The sequence below is a fragment of the Dyella nitratireducens genome, assembly GCF_014642835.1.
Taxonomy (GTDB): Bacteria; Pseudomonadota; Gammaproteobacteria; order Xanthomonadales; family Rhodanobacteraceae; genus Dyella_B; species Dyella_B nitratireducens.
Map to the genome: position 1 here is coordinate 1,820,517 of NZ_BMJA01000001.1, position 12,712 is coordinate 1,833,228.

Here is a 12,712-nt window from a genome sequence, read left to right on the forward strand (position 1 = left end):
TCAGGATCACAAGCTTAGCAAGAGCTTGTCGGCGTGAAACTGAGCTATGTCAATGAACCCCAGCTGCCGCGCCACGGGCAGGCATCTAGGCAAGCCCCAATCCCGTGGCTAGGCTCATGACATGCGCGTGACAACCCTTCCGCTCGCAGTTTCGGCTTATACCGCCACCTCCGCGCTGGGCCACGGCCTGGATGCGCACCTCAGTGCGCTCTACGAGCAACGCAGCGGCCTAAGCATGAACGACTTCAGCAGCACACCACTGTCTTGCTGGATTGGGCGTGTCAAAGGTGTTGAAGATACCGTGCTACCAGTCATTTATGCTCAGCAGGATTGCCGCAACAACCGCCTCGCTTGGCTGGGTTTAAACCAAGACAATTTCCTGCCGCAGGTACACACTGCCCGAGAGCGTTATGGCGCAACGCGCCTAGCATTACTACTCGGGACATCAACCGCGAGCATCGGCGCTACCGAAGAAGGCTATCGGCGTCTCGAAGACGAGCGGCTACCCGCCGACCTGCATCACACAAGCATTCACACGCCACATTCGCTGACCGCCTTCGTTGCCGCTGCATTGAATATCAAAGGCCCGTGCCTCACCATTTCCACCGCGTGTTCTTCCAGTGCGAAAGTGTTTGCCAGCGCAGAGCGGCTGATTCGCCTGGGGCTGGTCGATGCAGCAATCGTAGGCGGCGTCGATTCGTTATGCGAGAGCACACTGTTCGGTTTCAATGCACTGGAGCTCGTATCGCCCGAACCGTGCCGCCCTTTCGATGCCACAAGATGCGGCATCTCGATCGGCGAAGCTGCCGGCTTCGCCTTGCTGGAACGCATCGCGTCTCAGCCAGATGCGCCTCTGCATTTATTGGGCTGTGGTGAATCGAGCGACGCCCACCACATGTCCACACCAGATCCGTCTGGCGCTGGTGCGGAACTCGCCTTGCGCGACATCTTCGATCGTGCGGGACTCGATGCAGCACAAATGGACTATATCAACCTGCACGGCACGGCCAGCCAGAAGAATGATGCGATGGAAGCCAGGCTCGTCGCGCGAATGTTTCCCAATACCACCCGCGTCAGCTCCACCAAGGGCCTGACCGGTCATACCTTGGGCGCCGCCGGCATCGTGGAAGCGATCATTACGCTGCTGGCATTGCGCGATGGCTTCGTACCTGGCAACGCAGGTGTTGGCGAACCCGATCCGGCTTGTTCCTCGCACTTTGCATGGCATAACGAAACACGCCCCTTACAAATGGCACTGAGCCATTCATTCGGCTTTGGTGGCAGCAATGCATGCCTTGCCTTTGCGCGTGCGGATCGTGACGCATGAATGCACTACATGTCCAAGTGGAAGGAATCGGCCTGTGGTCGCCACAACTTATCGACTTCGATGCCTTACGTCGCTTGCTTGCCGGTGAAACACCCGCTGCGTCCGCCGTACGCCCCCACGCACTGACTTTGTCGCCGAATGAGCGACGACGCGCAACGGAAAGCGTACTCATCGCCGTCGAAGTCGCTTCTCAGGCAGCTGCTATGAGCCGATGCGGCACTGGCAATCTGGCTTGCGTATTTGCCTCTGCCTACGGCGACCAGGCCACGACCGACTACATGTGCCGTGTGCTGGCGCGTGCGCCCGTCGAACTTTCACCCACACGCTTCCACAATTCCGTGCATAACGCGTCAGCCGGCTACTGGACGATCGCCACGAACTGTCGAGCACCCTCCAGCGCCATCTGCGCAGGAAGCGCAAGTTTCGGCGCCGGCCTGCTGGAAGCCGCCGTGCTTGCTTGCGCCGACAATCGTCCCGTCTTGCTGGTCTGCAGCGACACTACCGGTGTTGGCCCACTTGGCGAGCTAATCGGGTGCACGCAAGTCTTCGGCTGTGCGTTGTTATTATCGCCCGCCACGAATGCAGGCATGCGGTTACGTCTTGCCACAACGATGTCTTCACCCCGTCATCCACCATTGCCTGCTGAATGCTTAGCATGGATGCAGAACAACCCTTCTGCGGCAAGCCTGCCGCTATTGGCTATGTTGGCAAAGGGTCATGGCGACTGTGTACTGGCTGCCTCGGAACAACTTGGATTGCATGTACAGCTGGAGATGCAAGCGTGAACAGCACATTGCGCTGGTGTGTGTTGATCCCTTGCCTCAATGAGGAAATGGCGATCGGCGCAGTGGTGAAATCGACGTTGCGGTTAGGTGTACCGGTAATCGTCATCGACGACGGCTCCGACGATCGCACACCGGAGATCGTCAACGCATTGCCCGTCACGTTGCTGCGGCATAGTCATCGCCAGGGCAAGGGCGAAGCTCTGCGCACAGGTTTTCGGGAGGCACTGCGGCAAGGGTTTGACGCGGTCGTAACCATGGATGGTGACGGTCAGCACCTGGCCGAAGATATTCCGCGCCTGGTCGATGTGGGCAAGCGCTTCCCCGACCACATCGTCATCGGCGCGCGCCTGCTGCAGCGTGACCAGCAACCCAAGGGACGCCGCCGTGCAAACGCACTCGCGGATTGGGGCATTTCATGGGCTTGCGCGCAACCAGTGGCAGACACCCAAAGCGGGCAGCGCTGGTATCCACGCAGCGCCTTGGAGCTCGTCGAACTGGATGCACAAAATTTCGTGTTCGAAGCAGCCGTACTGATCGCCGCGTCACGTGACAAGGGCTTGGGCATCGTGTCAGTGCCGATTGCTTCACGCTACGAAGGATCATTCCGGCTAAGCCACTTCAATCCAGTCCGCGATGTCATGCGGATTGCCTTGTACACCACCAGACAGGTATTTCGTCACGGGCAGGTCTGGGCGAGCTATAGCCGTTCGAGGGCGGCGCCGTTGATCGTCGACGATACCTACTCGCATCGCATCGCTTAGGTTTGCCGTCATCGCCGCACACGCGAACCTTACGGATCACACGTTGTACATCACCATGATGCGCCCTGAAGCAAGCAATCGCTCGCGCTGTTCGACCCGGAACGCGTATTGGGCAGCACGCTGGTCGGCCAAAAGCCGTTCTGCCCAGACATCCAGACGCCCACCCGCAAGATCGACGTATTCGACCGTCAATTGAACGTCGCGCAGGCTTACCAGCCTGCCGCTGCGTGCCTCACCCTCATCAAGTAATGCCGCATGCACAGCTGCGGCCTGTGCCCCATATTCGGCCAGATGCACCACATGCAATCCCGCAGAACTACGCAGAGGATGTTCACTTGGCGTGTGACGCTCAGCTACTGCATGGATGGATACTGCATTCCAATCCACGACTGTATCGATCAGCGCCATAGCGCCGGCATGTGGAACCAGCGCTGCCCAGGCTTCCTGCGTTAGCACCTTCATGCTTCGTGTACGGTGCGCGCCGTCACCGCTTGCGGCTGCACCGTATCTTGCTGCCAGAAGTCATAAAAGTTGAACCAGTTGTATGGCTCTTTTCGAGCGTAATATTCCAAGCGCTGCGCATAACGACGTAGGACCTGATCGAGTGCCTGGTGACGCGATTCGCGTGGAATATCCACTCGCTCCGTGAAAAGCTCAAAACTCAACGCATAACGACGGCCACCGCGATAGAGGCCAAAACACAATATCACCGGCACCTGCAGCGTGCTGGCCAGCAGCCAGGGGCCGATCGGAAATGGCGCCGGCTCGCCAAGAAAATCCACACGTCGGAGTGTTTCATGCGCTCGGCCACGATCGGCCAGTAGTGCCACCATGCCGCCAGCGCGGCAAGTCTCAGCCATTGCCAGTGTGATGGCCGCACCGCCTTGCGAGACGTCGATAACTGCTTCACCGACGTCGGGCGCCAAAGCCTCCAGCAGCTCCGTGATGGCTGGCGTCTTCTGCTTGTCCAGTAAGACACGCAATGGCACTTCCGGACAGCGCGCCGCCAACGCACGCAGTACTTCGAAACTGCCCTGGTGCGAACCGACCAGCAGCACGCCACACCCTTGCGCGACGTAGTGTTGAAGCTGCTCGAGTCCCGTCACTTCGATGTCGAAATCACGTTCGCCATGCGCAAGCAGATAGATGCGATCGAGCATGGTCACCGCGAAATAGTGAACGTGCTTGAACACCTGCCAGAAGCTCGCACGGCGACCGAACAGGCGCGTCAGATACTCACGTGACGCGCGTCGCTCTGGACCGCGGCGCAGGAAGTAATACAGGCTGATGAGATAGAGAAGCCTGCGCATGACGCCATGGCCGAAGCGCAGAGCGGCCGCGACGAGTACCCCGAGCCAGAAACGGTTGCCGCCTTCGCGCTGGTTTTGCCAATGATCGCTCACGCTGCACCTTCTATCACGCCACGCGCCAACACTTGGTCATCACTGCGCAGTTCAAACTGCACTTGTCCGCAGCGATCCACCAGTTCCAGTTCGGCCGATATGCCGGGATACAGCGGAGCAAGAAACTTCACTTCACGGATACGTGCAAGGCGCTGATCTCGCCAGCTGCGCAAAGCTTCAGCAACGTGTTCCAACACGACCACGCCGGGCACCAGCGGATGATCCGGGAAATGGCCCGGCAAACACGGATGCTCCGGCGGAACGCAAATCACCGCTCGATAACTGGCTTGACTGGAGTTACGCAGATCCACGTGTGCAACGCTGTCGGGAAGACCTTGCTGATAATGCCTTCTCCGGCTGTCAGGCGGATTAATGCAGGCTCAAGCTGTACGCTCGCGTTCAATATGTTCGGAAAGGGTACGCAGGCTGCTGAAGATACGCTGGTTGTCCGGATGGTCCGAACGCAGTTGCATGCCGTAACGCTTGGAAACGGCCAGGGCGATTTCCAGGGCATCGATGGAATCCAGGCCCAGGTCGCCACCAAACAGCGGCGCTTCGGGATCGATAGCCGCCGGATCGACTGTCTCTAGATTGAGTGCTTCCACGATCAGGTTGGCCAGTTCGTGTTCGGCAGCGGTCTGCGTGGACATGCTTGGTTTCGATGCTCCGGAGGCACGGCCAGCCCCAGGAAGCGGGGCGGCCGCGCAGTGTAACATAGGGGTCTTTCGTCCCCGGTTGCTGTGTCCAAGCATGGTTCAGGCAAGCGAAAACCCGCAGGCCAAGCCCGACCTGCCGCGCACCCCTCGCGTTACCTATCGCATGACCGCACCCGCGGCAGCGTTGACCGAGGCCGGCACCCTGGCCGTGTTCGGCTTCGGTGCCGGCACGCCCGAGGTTGACGATCCTCGCTGGCTGCGCGTTCCTCTTGAATGCTTTGATGCACCTGCGCCGGTGGAAGTATGGCAAGTCGATGGCAAGGTCGTTTGTGGCCGCCAGCACAACGTGCGCTGGTCTGCCGGCGGCGGCTGGTTATTCGCATCGATCGAGCTGGATGAACGTGAGACGGGAGGCATCGAAGGTGCTGCCCAGCAGGCCTACGCTGAGCTGCGGCAGTTCATGCGCATGCGCGACGAGCGTTCCGTACTGCGTATCTGGAACTACGTGGCCGACATCAATCTCGGTGATGGCGATGCCGAGCGTTACAAGCGATTCTGTGATGGACGCGCGGCGGGTTTGAGTGACTTCTTCGCGGATGGTTTTCCAGCGGCGACGGCGATCGGCCATCATCATCGTGATCCGGTTCTGCAGATTTATCTGCTCGCCTGCTTGGATGATGGTGCGTCAGTGGAAAATCCGCGCCAAACGAGTGCTTGGCGTTACCCACGCCAATATGGTCGCACGTCACCCGGCTTTGCACGCGGCATGCTGATGCCTGCGCGCGATGCGCTGGCTATTTCCGGCACCGCGGCCGTGGTTGGCCATGCATCGGCGCACGAAGGCAATCTGGAAGCACAGCTCGAAGAAACCTTGCTTAACCTGGAAGCCTTGCTTGCTACGGCTGACATGCCGGCCGGTTTCGATACACATTCATCGTTGAAAGCTTACGTGCGCCATGCCGTCGACGCTGGACGTGTCGGTGAGATGGTGCGACGACGGTTACCTGGTGTGCCGGTACTGCTGATGCACGGCGACGTGTGTCGCCGTGAATTACTGGTGGAAATCGACGGCTGGCGTTTCAAGTAAAGGGTGCGCCCTAACTCGGAGCACTTTATTTCTGTTTTTCGGGGCGCTTCCAGCCCGGCAATGTCGCCTGCCGGCCACGCGCCACGGTGAGTTCACCGGCGGGCGCGTCTTTCGTAATCACCGACCCCGCACCAATGGTGGCTTGCGCACCGACCGTCACAGGTGCGACCAGCGCACTGTTGGAGCCGATGAACGCGTCATCTTCGATCGTGGTAACGAACTTGTTCACGCCGTCGTAATTGCAGGTGATGGTACCGGCGCCGACGTTGACACCGCGGCCAATGACCGTGTCACCAAGATAAGTAAGGTGATTGGCTTTGCTGCCTTCGCCGATACGTGCCTTCTTGGCTTCCACGAAATTGCCAATGTGCACGCCCGTCGCAAGCTCGGTGCCTGGGCGTAAACGTGCAAAGGGACCGATCAGGCAAGGTCCATGCGTCACGACACCTTCCACATCGCAATGTGCATGCACAATCGTGCCGGCTGCGAGCTGCACGTCCTTCACGCGCGAATACGGCCCGATGCGTACGTCTTCGCCAAGCTGCACATCGCCTTCCAGAATCACATCGATGTCGATTTCCACATCACGCGCCGCTTTCACGTTACCGCGCACGTCCACACGTCGAGGATCAGCAACGCGTACGCCTTCTGCCATCAACGCCTGCACAGCGCGCCGCCGATAGGCGTCTTCCAATTCGGTAAGTTGCCATGGCGTATTGGCGCCCGCGGCTTCCACCGCGTCGTCGCACTCGATGCACTGCGCCGCGCGATTTTCCTCGGCGGCCATTTGGAAGATGTCGGTGAGGTAATACTCGCCTTGTGCATTGTTGCGGCCGAGTTTGGCGATCCACTGCCTCAGTGACTTGGCATCGGCGGCGACAATACCGGTATTGATCAAGTCAATGGCGCGCTGCGCGCCGTCGGCATCTTTTTCCTCGATTACCGCTCGCACGAAGCCGTTACCGTCACGCAGCACACGGCCATAACCGTGTGGATTGGCGACGCGTGTCGCCAGCATGGATAGGCTGCCTTCGGCTTGTACGAGATGCTGCAGTGTTTCAGCGCGCGTAAGCGGTACGTCGCCGTAGAGCACGAGTACGCGCGCCTCGTCCGGCACCTTGCCCAGGGCCTGCCCGACGGCATGACCGGTGCCAAGCTGTTCGGTCTGCAAAGCCCAATGCAAGTCCGGCTGATTGTCGAACGCGGCCAATACCTGATCGCCGTTGAAGCCGTAAACGACATGAATGGCATCGGGACGCAAGGCGCGTGCAGTCGCCAGCACATGTGCCAGCAACGGTCGACCCGCCAACGGCATCAACACTTTGGCTTTCTTCGACTTCATACGCTTGCCTTCGCCGGCGGCGAGGACGATGACGTGCAAGGAGGGTTGGCTCATAAAGGTCCGCTGTGTGGATCACGGTGGGCGCTAAGGATAACTGCTCATACAGGCACACTTTGAGGCGTTTAACCGTCAAAGAAGTGTGCAAACAAAAACGCCGGCACAAGGCCGGCGTTTTTCCAGGTATCAGCGCGCTTAGTGTTTGAGGTTCTTGCGCAGGCGCTCAAGTGCCTGCAACTGCGCCAACGCCTGGGTGAGCTTGGCCTGCGCCTCGGCCACGTCGACGGTACCCGAGCGGTTGGCCAGCGCATCCTCAGCCTCCTGCTTGGCGCGCTTGGCGGCGGCTTCGTCCAGGTCGGCGGCGCGGGCGGCTGTATCGGCCAGCACGGTCACCACCTGCGGCTGGACTTCCAGAATGCCGCCGGAGACGTAGAACTGCTGGCGTTCGCCGCCTTCCAGCACCACATCGATGTGGCCAGGCTTCAAGCGTGTGATCAGCGGGGCATGGCGGGGCGTGATACCCAGCTCGCCCAGCTCGCCGGTGGCGACCACCATCACCGCGTCGCCGTGAAAGATCTCGGCTTCGGCACTGACGATGTCGCAACGAATGGTGCTCATAACTCTCTCGCTTCGTCCAATGGATCAGACGGAAAGGATTTATTGGCTTCGCTGGAGCCCGCCGAGGCAAGCTCCAACAGAGGCCTGGATCAGGCGGCCTTCTTAGCGCCCATGTCCTCGGCTTTCTTGATGGCCTCGTCGATGCCGCCGACCATGTAGAACGCCTGCTCGGGGATGTGATCCACCTCGCCTTCCACGATCATCTTGAAGCCGCGGATGGTTTCCTTCAGCGTCACGTATTTGCCGGGGGCGCCGGTGAACACTTCCGCCACGTGGAAGGGCTGAGAGAAGAAGCGCTCGCACTTACGCGCGCGGTACACCACCTGCTTGTCTTCTTCCGACAGTTCGTCCATGCCGAGAATGGCGATGATGTCCTTCAGTTCCTTGTAACGTTGCAGGGTGCCTTGCACCTTGCGGGCCACGTCGTAGTGCTCGGCGCCGACCACGTTCGGGTCGAGCTGGCGGCTGGTGGAGTCCAACGGGTCCACGGCCGGATAGATGCCGAGCGAGGCGATCTGGCGACTCAAGGTCACGGTGGAGTCCAAGTGGGCGAAGGTGGTGGCCGGCGATGGGTCGGTCAAGTCGTCCGCGGGTACGTACACGGCCTGGATCGAGGTGATCGAACCGGTCTTGGTGGAGGTGATGCGCTCTTGCAGCACACCCATTTCTTCGGCCAGCGTCGGCTGGTAACCCACGGCGGACGGCATACGGCCGAGCAGCGCGGACACTTCGGTACCGGCCAGCGTATAGCGGTAGATATTGTCGACGAAGAACAGCACGTCGCGGCCTTTGCCGTGTTCGTCCTTCTGGTCGCGAAAGTATTCGGCCATGGTCAGACCAGTCAGTGCCACACGCAGACGGTTGCCCGGCGGCTCATTCATCTGGCCGTACACCATCGCCACTTTCGATTCTGGCAGGTTGTCCAGCTTTACCACGCCGGCGTCCTGCATCTCGTGATAGAAGTCATTACCTTCGCGGGTACGCTCACCCACACCAGCGAACACCGACAGACCCGAGTGCTGGGTCGCGATGTTGTTGATCAGCTCGAGCATGTTCACCGTCTTGCCCACGCCGGCGCCTCCGAACAGGCCGACCTTGCCGCCCTTGGCGAACGGGCACACCAGGTCGATCACCTTGATGCCGGTTTCCAGCAGTTCGTTGGCCAGCGCCTGCTCATCGTAAGACGGGGCTTCGCGGTGGATGACCCACTGGTCCTCGGCTTTGATCGGACCGACTTCGTCGATCGGGTTGCCGAGCACGTCCATGATGCGGCCAAGGGTAGCCTTGCCGACCGGCACCTTGATGCCTTCGCCGGTGTTGCGCGCCACAAGACCACGCTTCAGACCGTCGGTGGAGCCCAGGGCGATCGTACGCACCACGCCGTCACCCAATACCTGCTGGACTTCCAGCGTGATCTCGGTGCCGTCGATCTTCAGTGCGTCATACACCTGCGGCACCTGATCGCGCGCGAACTCGACGTCGATGACCGCGCCGATGATCTGTACAACTTTACCCTGGCTCATGGATGTGCTCCGGATGGATCTTTAAGGTTCTGTTTCGGCGCCGCTTACGCGTCGCCATGAATAGTTTTGGATTAAACCGCCGCCGCGCCGCCGACGATTTCCGAGATTTCCTGCGTAATCGCAGCCTGACGCGCCTTGTTGTAGCTCAGCGTCAATTCGGCAATCACCTTGCTGGCGTTGTCGGACGCAGCCTTCATCGCCACCATGCGTGCGGCATGTTCGCTGGCAAGGTTTTCCAGCACCGCCTGGTATGCCACCGATTCGACGTAACGGCCCAATACGTGCTCAAGCACCGCAGCGGCGTCGGGTTCGTAGATGTAGTCCCAGTCGTGCGACTGTTCCAGCGCCGCGCCTGCGACGTGCTGCGCCTCGAGTTCGGCGGCAACTGCCGGAAGCGGCAGCAGCGCATCGACCGTCGGGCTCTGCGTCATGGTATTGACGAAATCGTTGTAGGCGAGGAAGACGCGGTCCAGCTTGCCTTCCGTGTACGCGTCGAGCACGACCTTGATCACGCCGATCAGCTGCTCGACCTTCGGACGCTCGCCCAGGTGGGTGGCGGTACCGATCAGGTTCACACCCTTGATGCGGCGGAAGAACTGCACGGCCTTCTGGCCAATCGCAACCACGTCGACCTGCACGCCCTTGTCCTGCCATTCGCGAATGGCAGGCAGCAAGCGACGGAACAGGTTGGAATTGAGGCCACCGCAAAGGCCGCGATCGGTGGTCACCACCACATACGCCACACGGGCAATGTCTTTACGTTCGACCAAGAACGGATGCTTCAATTCCGTGCTGGCCTGTGCGACGTGCGCGATCACTTTGCGCATGGCACGCGCATAGGGACGCGAGGCCTTCATCAGATCCTGCGCTTTGCGAATCTTGGAGGCCGAGACCATCTCGAGCGCGCGCGTCACCTTGCGCATGTTCTGCGTGCTCTTGATCTTGGTTTTAATTTCGCGTCCGCTTGCCACGTTTGCCTCAACCTGTGGGGTCTATGCCGATTCGGCCTGATGGCCGGCGTGCGGTGCAGTCATCCACAACGGACGAATGCACACCCTTTCATTGCTTACCAGCTACCGGTCTTCTTGAACTCGTCGAGGCCGGACTTGAACGTGGCTTCGATGTCGTTGTTCCAGTCACCGGTAGCGACGATCTTCTTCATCAGCTCGCCCTGGTTCTGGTGGAAGAAGGCATGCAGGCCCTTTTCGAACGCCAGCACCTTGTTTACCGGCAGATCGTCCAGATAGCCCTTTTCGGCGGCATACACGGACAAGGCCAGCTCAGCGATCGACAACGGCAGATATTGCTTCTGCTTCATCAGTTCGGTGACGCGCTGACCACGGTCGAGCTGGGCACGGGTGGCCGGGTCGAGGTCCGAGGCGAACTGCGCGAATGCGGCCAACTCGCGGTACTGCGCCAGTGCCAGCTTCACACCACCGGACAGCTTCTTCACGATCTTGGTCTGTGCCGAACCACCCACGCGCGACACCGAGATACCGGCGTTCACGGCCGGACGGATACCCGCGTTGAACAGGTCGGTTTCCAGGAAGATCTGGCCGTCGGTGATCGAAATCACGTTGGTCGGCACGAACGCGGATACGTCGCCGGCCTGCGTTTCGATGATCGGCAGTGCGGTCAGCGACCCGGTCTTGCCCTTCACTTCGCCGTTGGTGAACTTCTCGACATATTCCTCAGACACGCGCGCAGCGCGCTCAAGCAGGCGCGAGTGGAGATAGAACACGTCACCCGGATACGCTTCGCGGCCCGGCGGGCGCTTCAGCAGCAGCGAGATCTGACGGTAGGCCACGGCCTGCTTGGACAGATCGTCGTAAATAATCAGGGCGTCTTCGCCGCGGTCGCGGAAGTATTCGCCCATCGCGCAACCGGAGTACGGCGCGATGTACTGCAACGCGGCCGATTCAGAGGCCGAAGCGACGACGACGATGGTGTTGGCGAGCGCGCCGTTTTCTTCAAGCTTGCGCACCACGTTGGCAATCGACGAACGCTTCTGGCCGATCGCCACGTAAATGCACTTAATGCCAGAATCTTTCTGGTTGATGATCGCGTCGATGGCCAGCGCGGTCTTGCCGGTCTGGCGGTCGCCGATGATCAGCTCGCGCTGACCACGGCCGATCGGGATCATCGAGTCGACCGACTTGTAGCCGGTCTGCACCGGCTGGTCGACCGACTTACGCCACACTACGCCCGGCGCGACCTTCTCGATCGGCGAGCTGAGCTTGGCGTTGATCGGGCCCTTGCCGTCGATCGGATTACCCAGCGAATCGACCACGCGGCCCAGCATTTCCGGGCCAACCGGCACTTCAAGAATGCGGCCGGTGGTCTTGGCGGTATCGCCCTCGCGCAGATGCTGGTATTCACCCAGCACCACGGCGCCGACGGAGTCGCGCTCGAGGTTTAGGGCCAGTGCAAACGCGTTGCCCGGCAGTTCGATCATTTCGCCCTGCATCACATCGGCCAGGCCGTGGATGCGCACGATGCCGTCGGACACGCTGATGATCGTGCCCTCGTTGCGGGCTTCCGCGCCGAGCTTGAACTGCTCGATGCGGTTCTTGATCAGTTCGCTGATCTCGGACGGATTGAGAGTGGTGCTGGACATGGTCGTTATCCTTGGGTTTGCGCCGCGCTTGCGGCACCCGGTGATTTTTGAAATCTGTTATTGCGTAAGCGCAGTAGCCAGGCGCTGCAAGCGACCGCGAGCGGAGCCGTCGATCACCTCGCTGCCGGTATCGATCACCACGCCCGCCAGCAGCGAAGAGTCGACCTGGGTTTCCAGTTCGATCTCGCGCTTGAAGCGGCGCTTGAGCGATGCCTTGAGCTGCTCGGTCTGTGCGGCGTCCAGAGCCATCGCGCTGGTGACCTTCACCAGCAACTGCGACTCCGACTCACGCTTGTAGGTTTCGTACAGCGCGGCCACCTCTGGCAGCAATGACAGACGATGCCGTTCGGCCAGTTCGGTGAGGAACTTGCCGAAGGCGTTGTCCGGCTGCATGCCCTCCGGCAAATGCAGCGCTACGAGCTGAGCGGGTTGGACGCGTGGGTCGTTGTTGAGTGCAGCCACGCGCGCGTCTTGAGCCACCTGCGCGGCAAACCCCAGCGCATGCGACCAAACGGCGAGAATGCTCTCGGCCCGTGCCAGCTCGAAAGCGGCGCGGGCATAGGGGCGAGCGAGGGTAATCGACTGAGCTGCCATCG

14 protein-coding genes are annotated in these 12,712 nt (G+C 60.5%); 4 read left to right on the forward strand and 10 right to left on the reverse strand.

Features of this window, described 5'->3' with window-relative positions; genetic code table 11:
- The first annotated feature begins 121 nt into the window (after positions 1–121).
- The 3 genes from IEX75_RS08280 to IEX75_RS08290 are packed head-to-tail and all read left to right on the forward strand — an operon-like array spanning position 122 to position 2,873.
- Positions 122–1,327, forward strand: a complete 1,206-nt coding sequence (locus IEX75_RS08280; protein ID WP_188793745.1) for a beta-ketoacyl-[acyl-carrier-protein] synthase family protein — start codon at positions 122–124, stop codon at positions 1,325–1,327.
- Complete coding sequence (locus IEX75_RS08285) at positions 1,324–2,112, forward strand: beta-ketoacyl synthase chain length factor (protein ID WP_188793746.1); 789 nt, start codon at positions 1,324–1,326, stop codon at positions 2,110–2,112. Before IEX75_RS08280 ends, IEX75_RS08285 begins: the two co-directional genes overlap by 4 nt.
- Positions 2,109–2,873 (forward strand): glycosyltransferase family 2 protein, encoded by a 765-nt coding sequence (locus IEX75_RS08290; protein ID WP_188793747.1) that lies wholly within the window; start codon positions 2,109–2,111, stop codon positions 2,871–2,873. The genes IEX75_RS08285 and IEX75_RS08290 overlap by 4 nt, the downstream gene beginning before the upstream one ends.
- Positions 2,874–2,909: 36 nt before the next feature.
- On the opposite strand, the gene IEX75_RS08295 is transcribed toward IEX75_RS08290, so the two are convergent.
- The 4 genes from IEX75_RS08295 to IEX75_RS08310 form a co-directional block, all read right to left on the reverse strand.
- Positions 2,910–3,335: a hotdog family protein gene (locus IEX75_RS08295; RefSeq protein ID WP_308422113.1), complete on the reverse strand. Its 426-nt coding sequence runs from the start codon at positions 3,333–3,335 to the stop codon at positions 2,910–2,912.
- Complete coding sequence (locus tag IEX75_RS08300) at positions 3,332–4,276, reverse strand: lysophospholipid acyltransferase family protein (RefSeq protein ID WP_188793748.1); 945 nt, start codon at positions 4,274–4,276, stop codon at positions 3,332–3,334. The genes IEX75_RS08295 and IEX75_RS08300 overlap by 4 nt, the downstream gene beginning before the upstream one ends.
- On the reverse strand, positions 4,273–4,587 hold the full coding sequence (locus IEX75_RS08305) for an ApeI family dehydratase (RefSeq protein ID WP_188793749.1): 315 nt from the start codon (positions 4,585–4,587) through the stop codon (positions 4,273–4,275). Before IEX75_RS08305 ends, IEX75_RS08300 begins: the two co-directional genes overlap by 4 nt.
- Before the next feature lie 69 nt (positions 4,588–4,656).
- The gene (locus IEX75_RS08310) at positions 4,657–4,926 is read right to left on the reverse strand and encodes a phosphopantetheine-binding protein (RefSeq protein ID WP_188793750.1); all 270 of its coding nucleotides are present in this window, start codon (positions 4,924–4,926) and stop codon (positions 4,657–4,659) included.
- A 100-nt stretch (positions 4,927–5,026) separates the two neighbouring features.
- Between IEX75_RS08310 and IEX75_RS08315 the strand changes: the two genes are divergently transcribed.
- Entirely contained in the window at positions 5,027–6,019 is a 993-nt protein-coding gene (locus tag IEX75_RS08315) for a chorismate transformation FkbO/Hyg5 family protein (RefSeq protein WP_188793751.1), read from the forward strand.
- A 25-nt stretch (positions 6,020–6,044) separates the two neighbouring features.
- Here the strand turns inward: IEX75_RS08315 and glmU are convergent, their stop codons facing one another.
- From glmU to IEX75_RS08345, 6 genes are all read right to left on the reverse strand, one after another.
- Positions 6,045–7,415 (reverse strand): bifunctional UDP-N-acetylglucosamine diphosphorylase/glucosamine-1-phosphate N-acetyltransferase GlmU, encoded by a 1,371-nt coding sequence (glmU, locus tag IEX75_RS08320; protein WP_188793752.1) that lies wholly within the window; start codon positions 7,413–7,415, stop codon positions 6,045–6,047.
- A 138-nt stretch (positions 7,416–7,553) separates the two neighbouring features.
- Positions 7,554–7,976, reverse strand: a complete 423-nt coding sequence (locus tag IEX75_RS08325) for a F0F1 ATP synthase subunit epsilon (RefSeq protein WP_188793753.1) — start codon at positions 7,974–7,976, stop codon at positions 7,554–7,556.
- A gap of 89 nt (positions 7,977–8,065) precedes the next feature.
- Entirely contained in the window at positions 8,066–9,499 is a 1,434-nt protein-coding gene (gene atpD / locus IEX75_RS08330; protein WP_188793754.1) for a F0F1 ATP synthase subunit beta, read from the reverse strand.
- Positions 9,500–9,570: 71 nt separating this feature from the next.
- Entirely contained in the window at positions 9,571–10,470 is a 900-nt protein-coding gene (gene atpG, locus IEX75_RS08335) for a F0F1 ATP synthase subunit gamma (RefSeq protein ID WP_188793755.1), read from the reverse strand.
- A 95-nt stretch (positions 10,471–10,565) separates the two neighbouring features.
- Positions 10,566–12,116, reverse strand: coding sequence for a F0F1 ATP synthase subunit alpha (gene atpA / locus IEX75_RS08340; RefSeq protein WP_188793756.1), 1,551 nt, complete (start codon positions 12,114–12,116; stop codon positions 10,566–10,568).
- 57 nt (positions 12,117–12,173) lie between these two features.
- Positions 12,174–12,710, reverse strand: coding sequence for a F0F1 ATP synthase subunit delta (locus tag IEX75_RS08345; protein ID WP_188793757.1), 537 nt, complete (start codon positions 12,708–12,710; stop codon positions 12,174–12,176).
- Positions 12,711–12,712: the final 2 nt, after the last annotated feature.

Bases quoted from the DNA above. Each gene is read 5' to 3' on its own strand.
- IEX75_RS08295 (WP_308422113.1), bottom strand. From the start codon at position 3,335: ATGAAGGTGCTAACGCAGGAAGCCTGGGCAGCGCTGGTTCCACATGCC.
- IEX75_RS08345 (WP_188793757.1), bottom strand. From the start codon at position 12,710: ATGGCAGCTCAGTCGATTACCCTCGCTCGCCCCTATGCCCGCGCCGCT.
- glmU (WP_188793752.1), bottom strand. From the start codon at position 7,415: ATGAGCCAACCCTCCTTGCACGTCATCGTCCTCGCCGCCGGCGAAGGC.
- atpA (WP_188793756.1), bottom strand. From the start codon at position 12,116: ATGTCCAGCACCACTCTCAATCCGTCCGAGATCAGCGAACTGATCAAG.
- IEX75_RS08280 (WP_188793745.1), top strand. From the start codon at position 122: ATGCGCGTGACAACCCTTCCGCTCGCAGTTTCGGCTTATACCGCCACC.
- IEX75_RS08285 (WP_188793746.1), top strand. From the start codon at position 1,324: ATGAATGCACTACATGTCCAAGTGGAAGGAATCGGCCTGTGGTCGCCA.
- atpD (WP_188793754.1), bottom strand. From the start codon at position 9,499: ATGAGCCAGGGTAAAGTTGTACAGATCATCGGCGCGGTCATCGACGTC.
- IEX75_RS08310 (WP_188793750.1), bottom strand. From the start codon at position 4,926: ATGTCCACGCAGACCGCTGCCGAACACGAACTGGCCAACCTGATCGTG.
- IEX75_RS08325 (WP_188793753.1), bottom strand. From the start codon at position 7,976: ATGAGCACCATTCGTTGCGACATCGTCAGTGCCGAAGCCGAGATCTTT.
- IEX75_RS08315 (WP_188793751.1), top strand. From the start codon at position 5,027: ATGGTTCAGGCAAGCGAAAACCCGCAGGCCAAGCCCGACCTGCCGCGC.